The organism is Kitasatospora sp. NPDC059803, assembly GCF_042732255.1.
GTDB lineage: Bacteria > Actinomycetota > Actinomycetes > Streptomycetales > Streptomycetaceae > Kitasatospora.
The window spans coordinates 325-4292 of record NZ_JBHWIJ010000458.1; the positions used below are offsets into that span (position 1 = coordinate 325).

Genomic DNA, 3968 nt, shown 5'->3' on the forward strand with positions numbered 1-3968 from the left:
GTGTTCCCCTGGGGGACGTTCGCGGTGAACGCGGTCGGCTGCATGGTGCTCGGCCTGGTGACCGGGGCGGTGGCGGCGGGGGCCGCGGGCCCCCCCGGCCAGGTGGTGGGGGGGGCGGGGCGGTGGGGGGGGCGGCCCCCTGTCGCGGCGGGGCGCTACTCCAGCCGCTGGGGTATCGTGTCGATGATCGTCGGGAAGTGCGACAACGACCGGCCGGTCGCGCCCGGGCCCCCGTGGAACAGGGTGTCGCCGGTGAAGACGGTGCCGAGCTCCGGCGCGTACAGGCAGACCGCGCCCGGGGCGTGGCCCGGGGTGTGCAGGACGGTCAGCTCGGTGCCGGCGACCTCGATCCGCTGCCCGTCGGCGAGTTCGCCGTCCGGGAGGCGCTCGGGGTGGGTGAGCTTCCACAGCGGCAGGTCGTCCGGGTGCAGCAGGATCGGCGCTCCGGTGCGGGCCGCGAGGGCCGGGGCGGCGTCGATGTGGTCGTTGTGCGCGTGGGTGGAGACGATCGCCAGCAGCCGGCGCCCGCCGAGCGCGGCCTCGATCGCGTCGGCGTCGTGCGCGGCGTCGATCACCACCGCCTGCTCGTCGTCGCCGACGATCCAGACGTTGTTCTCCACCTCCCAGCTGCCGCCGTCGAGTTCGAAGGTCCCGGCCGTCACCAGCCGGTCGATCCGCGCGTTCACAGGACCACGACCGAACGGAGCACGTCGCCCTGGTGCATGCGCTCGAACGCCTGCTCCACCGCGTCGAGTTCGATGGTCTCGGTGACGAACGCCCCGAGGTCCAGGCGGCCCTGGAGGTGGAGGTCGATCAGCATCGGGAAGTCCCGCGAGGGCAGGCAGTCGCCGTACCAGGAGGACTTCAGCGCGCCGCCGCGGCCGAACACGTCGAGCAGCGGCAGCTCCAGCGTCATCTCCGGCGTGGGCACGCCGACCAGGACGACGGTGCCGGCCAGGTCGCGGGCGTAGAAGGCCTGCTTGTAGGTCTCCGGGCGGCCGACCGCCTCGACCACCACGTCCGCGCCGTTGCCGCCGGTCAGCTCCCGGATCGCCTCGACCGGGTCGGTGCTGCGGGAGTTGACGGTGTGGGTGGCGCCGAGCCTGCGGGCCGTCTCCAGCTTGCGGTCGTCGATGTCGACGGCGATGATCTTCGACGCGCCCGCCAGCCGCGAGCCCATCACGGCCGCGCCGCCGACGCCGCCGCAGCCGATCACCGCGACCGAGTCGCCGCGGCCGACGCTCCCGGTGTTGATGGCGGCGCCGATGCCCGCCATCACACCGCAGCCCAGCAGGCCGGCGACGGCCGGCGAGACCGCCGGGTCGACCTTGGTGCACTGGCCGGCCGCGACGAGGGTCTTCTCGGCGAACGCGCCGATCCCCAGCGCCGGGGACAGCTCGGTGCCGTCCAGCAGCGTCATCTTCTGCTTGGCGTTGTGGGTGTTGAAGCAGTACTGCGCGCGGCCGCGCCGGCAGGCGCGACACTGGCCGCACACCGCGCGCCAGTTGAGGACGACGAAGTCGCCCGGCTCGACCTCGGTGACGCCCTCGCCGACCGACTCGACGACGCCCGCCGCCTCGTGCCCGAGCAGGAACGGGAACTCGTCGTTGATGCCGCCCTCGCGGTAGTGGAGGTCGGTGTGGCAGACCCCGCAGGCCTGGATTTTGACCACCGCCTCGCCCGGCCCCGGGTCCGGCACCACGATCGTGGTCACCTCCACGGGCGCGCCCTTGGCGCGCGCGATGACTGCCTTGACCTGCTGGGCCATCCGATTCCACCTCCGTCGGCCGATGCGGCTCTGCACCGGCGTGACCTGCGACAAACGACTGCCCACGAAGCGTAGCGCCCGTAGCGACGGGCGCCGACGGGGCGGGCCCGGTGATCCGGCTCACCGCACCGGCCGCAAAGGCGTCATATGCCGTCGAGATATCCGCCGGACCCCCCGGCACGGCCCGCAGGGCAGGGCGCGCGGGCGCCGCCGAGCGCCCGTCAGCGCGCCTCGAAGTGCCCGGAAAGGAGCGCCGTTGGCTGGAAGTGCCGCTGACGCGCGCACCGCCGCCCACGTACGGTCGTAGCAGAAGCGGTCCACGCGACCACGCTCAGCACATCCGCCCCACCCGACGGTGCGCCACCGCGCGCCGTCCGCGCCGAGGCGTACCGACCGTACGCCGTCGCACGATTCGCGCCATCCCCCGTTCCGGTCCGCGTTCGCCTTCGCTTCCGCCTTCGATCCGCCGTTCGTCCCACCTGATCCGCCGTTCGTCCCGATCTGCCGTCCCACCCGATCCGCCGTTCGTCCCGGTCCGCCGAACCCGGCCCGGGCCGAGCCGCCCGCCGGCCCGCCCCACCCGTCCCCGCACCATCCCGGTTCCACCCCCCGTCGGGCCGTCACGTACGGCCCCCCGCCCTGGAGTCTGGAGTACGGATGTCCGCCGAGAACAGTGCGACCGGTGCCGGAACCGGCACCGTCCCGCTCATCCCGATGCACTGCCTGCGCCGCCTGGAGCCCGGCCCGCCCCGGCTCGCCGCGCTGCCGACCGGCACGCCCGTCTGGCTGGTCAGCCGCCACGCGGACGTGCGGCAGGTGCTGACCGACCCGCGCCTGGGCCGCGCCCCGCTGTACGCGCCGGACGCGCCGCCGATCACCCTCGTCCCGAACATCCTCGACAGCCCGCAGGGCCTGCTGAACATCGACGGCACCGAGCACCAGCGGTTGCGCCGCACCGTGCAGCGGGCCTTCACGCCGCGCGCCATCGCCCGCTGGCGGCCCTGGGTCGCCTCGGTGGTCGAGGCCCTGATCGACGAGATGATCGACCACGGCTCCCCCGCCGACATCGTGGCCGGTTACAGCCGCAAGCTGCCGGTCCAGGTGATCACCCGGCTGATGGGGCTCGACAACCTGGACGGCAAGAAGCTCTCGCACTGGAGCGACCACGCGCTCTCGGCCACCGCCTACACGGCCGAGGAGATCGCCACCGCCATGGCCGAGTTCGCCGGCTTCGGCGCCGCGGTGATCGCCGAACGCCGCGCCGACCCCGGCGAGGACCTGGTCAGCAGCCTGCTGGCGGCCGCGGCCGAGGACGGTTCGATCGCCGAGGAGCAGTTGGTCACGCTGGTCATCGGCCTCGTCGTGGCCGGCCACGAGACCACCATGACGAGCCTCGGCAACGCGCTGGTCTACCTGCTCACCGAGGACCGCGAGGCCTGGCAGCGGCTCGCCTCCGACGAGGCCAGCGCGACCGCCGCGACCGAGCAGATCCTGCGCGCCGTCCCGCTCGGCGACGGCCAGCACCTGCCCGGCCTGCTGCGCCGCACCATCGAGGACGTCGAGATCGGCGGGGTGGTCATCCCGGCGGGCAGCGTCGTCGCCGCCGACACCGTCGCCGCCAACCAGGACCCGACGGTCTTCACCGGGGACCTGCTCACCGAGCTGTTCTCCCCGCTGGCCGCGCCGATGCTGACCTTCGGCGCCGGACCGCACCACTGCCTGGGCGCCTGGCTGGCCCGGATGGAGCTCGAACTCGCCCTGCACCGCCTGGCCCGCCGGCTGCCCTCGCTGCGCTTGACCGGGCCGGTCGAGGAGATCGACTGGCGGCGGGGCCTGCTCACCCGCAGCCCCGAGACCCTCCAGGTCGCCTGGTGACGGCCACGCCGGGGACGGGCGCCGACGCGGTGGTGGTCCGGGTCGACCGGGACCGCTGCATCGGCTCCGGGATGTGCGCCCTGAGCGCCCCCGGCTCGCTGGCGCTCGGCGCCGACGGGCTGGCCGAGCCGGTGGCCGACTACGCGGCCGACGGCGCCGAGCTGACGGAGGCACTGGCCGACGCGGTCGACTTCTGCCCGGTCGAGGCGCTGACGCTCTACTCGGCCGCGGGCGGCTACCGGATCGCCCCGGCGGAGTGACCGCGGCCCCCGGGGGGCGGGCGCCGCCCCCCGCGGGGGGGCGCGGGGGGGGGCCCGCCAGATGA

General features: G+C 74.6%; 3 protein-coding genes and 1 pseudogene. 2 read left to right on the forward strand and 2 right to left on the reverse strand.

The genetic code is table 11. The features are described from left to right. Positions 1 to 161: 161 nt before the first annotated feature. A pseudogene (locus ACFV6I_RS37970) lies at positions 162 to 686 on the reverse strand (MBL fold metallo-hydrolase); the annotation flags it as partial. Then, positions 683 to 1768 (reverse strand): S-(hydroxymethyl)mycothiol dehydrogenase, encoded by a 1086-nt coding sequence (locus ACFV6I_RS37975; protein WP_380430680.1) that lies wholly within the window; start codon positions 1766 to 1768, stop codon positions 683 to 685. The pseudogene ACFV6I_RS37970 and the gene ACFV6I_RS37975, both read right to left, overlap by 4 nt. Positions 1769 to 2425: 657 nt before the next feature. Between ACFV6I_RS37975 and ACFV6I_RS37980 the strand changes: the two genes are divergently transcribed. Both ACFV6I_RS37980 and ACFV6I_RS37985 read left to right on the forward strand, forming a co-directional pair. Further along, entirely contained in the window at positions 2426 to 3643 is a 1218-nt protein-coding gene (locus ACFV6I_RS37980; RefSeq protein WP_380430683.1) for a cytochrome P450, read from the forward strand. Next, positions 3640 to 3903, forward strand: a complete 264-nt coding sequence (locus tag ACFV6I_RS37985; RefSeq protein ID WP_079136117.1) for a ferredoxin — start codon at positions 3640 to 3642, stop codon at positions 3901 to 3903. The genes ACFV6I_RS37980 and ACFV6I_RS37985 overlap by 4 nt, the downstream gene beginning before the upstream one ends. The last annotated feature ends 65 nt before the right edge of the window (positions 3904 to 3968 follow it).

Excerpts from the sequence above, each read along its gene's own strand:
- ACFV6I_RS37975 (WP_380430680.1), bottom strand. The coding sequence starts at position 1,768 with ATGGCCCAGCAGGTCAAGGCAGTCATCGCGCGCGCCAAGGGCGCGCCC.
- ACFV6I_RS37980 (WP_380430683.1), top strand. The coding sequence starts at position 2,426 with ATGTCCGCCGAGAACAGTGCGACCGGTGCCGGAACCGGCACCGTCCCG.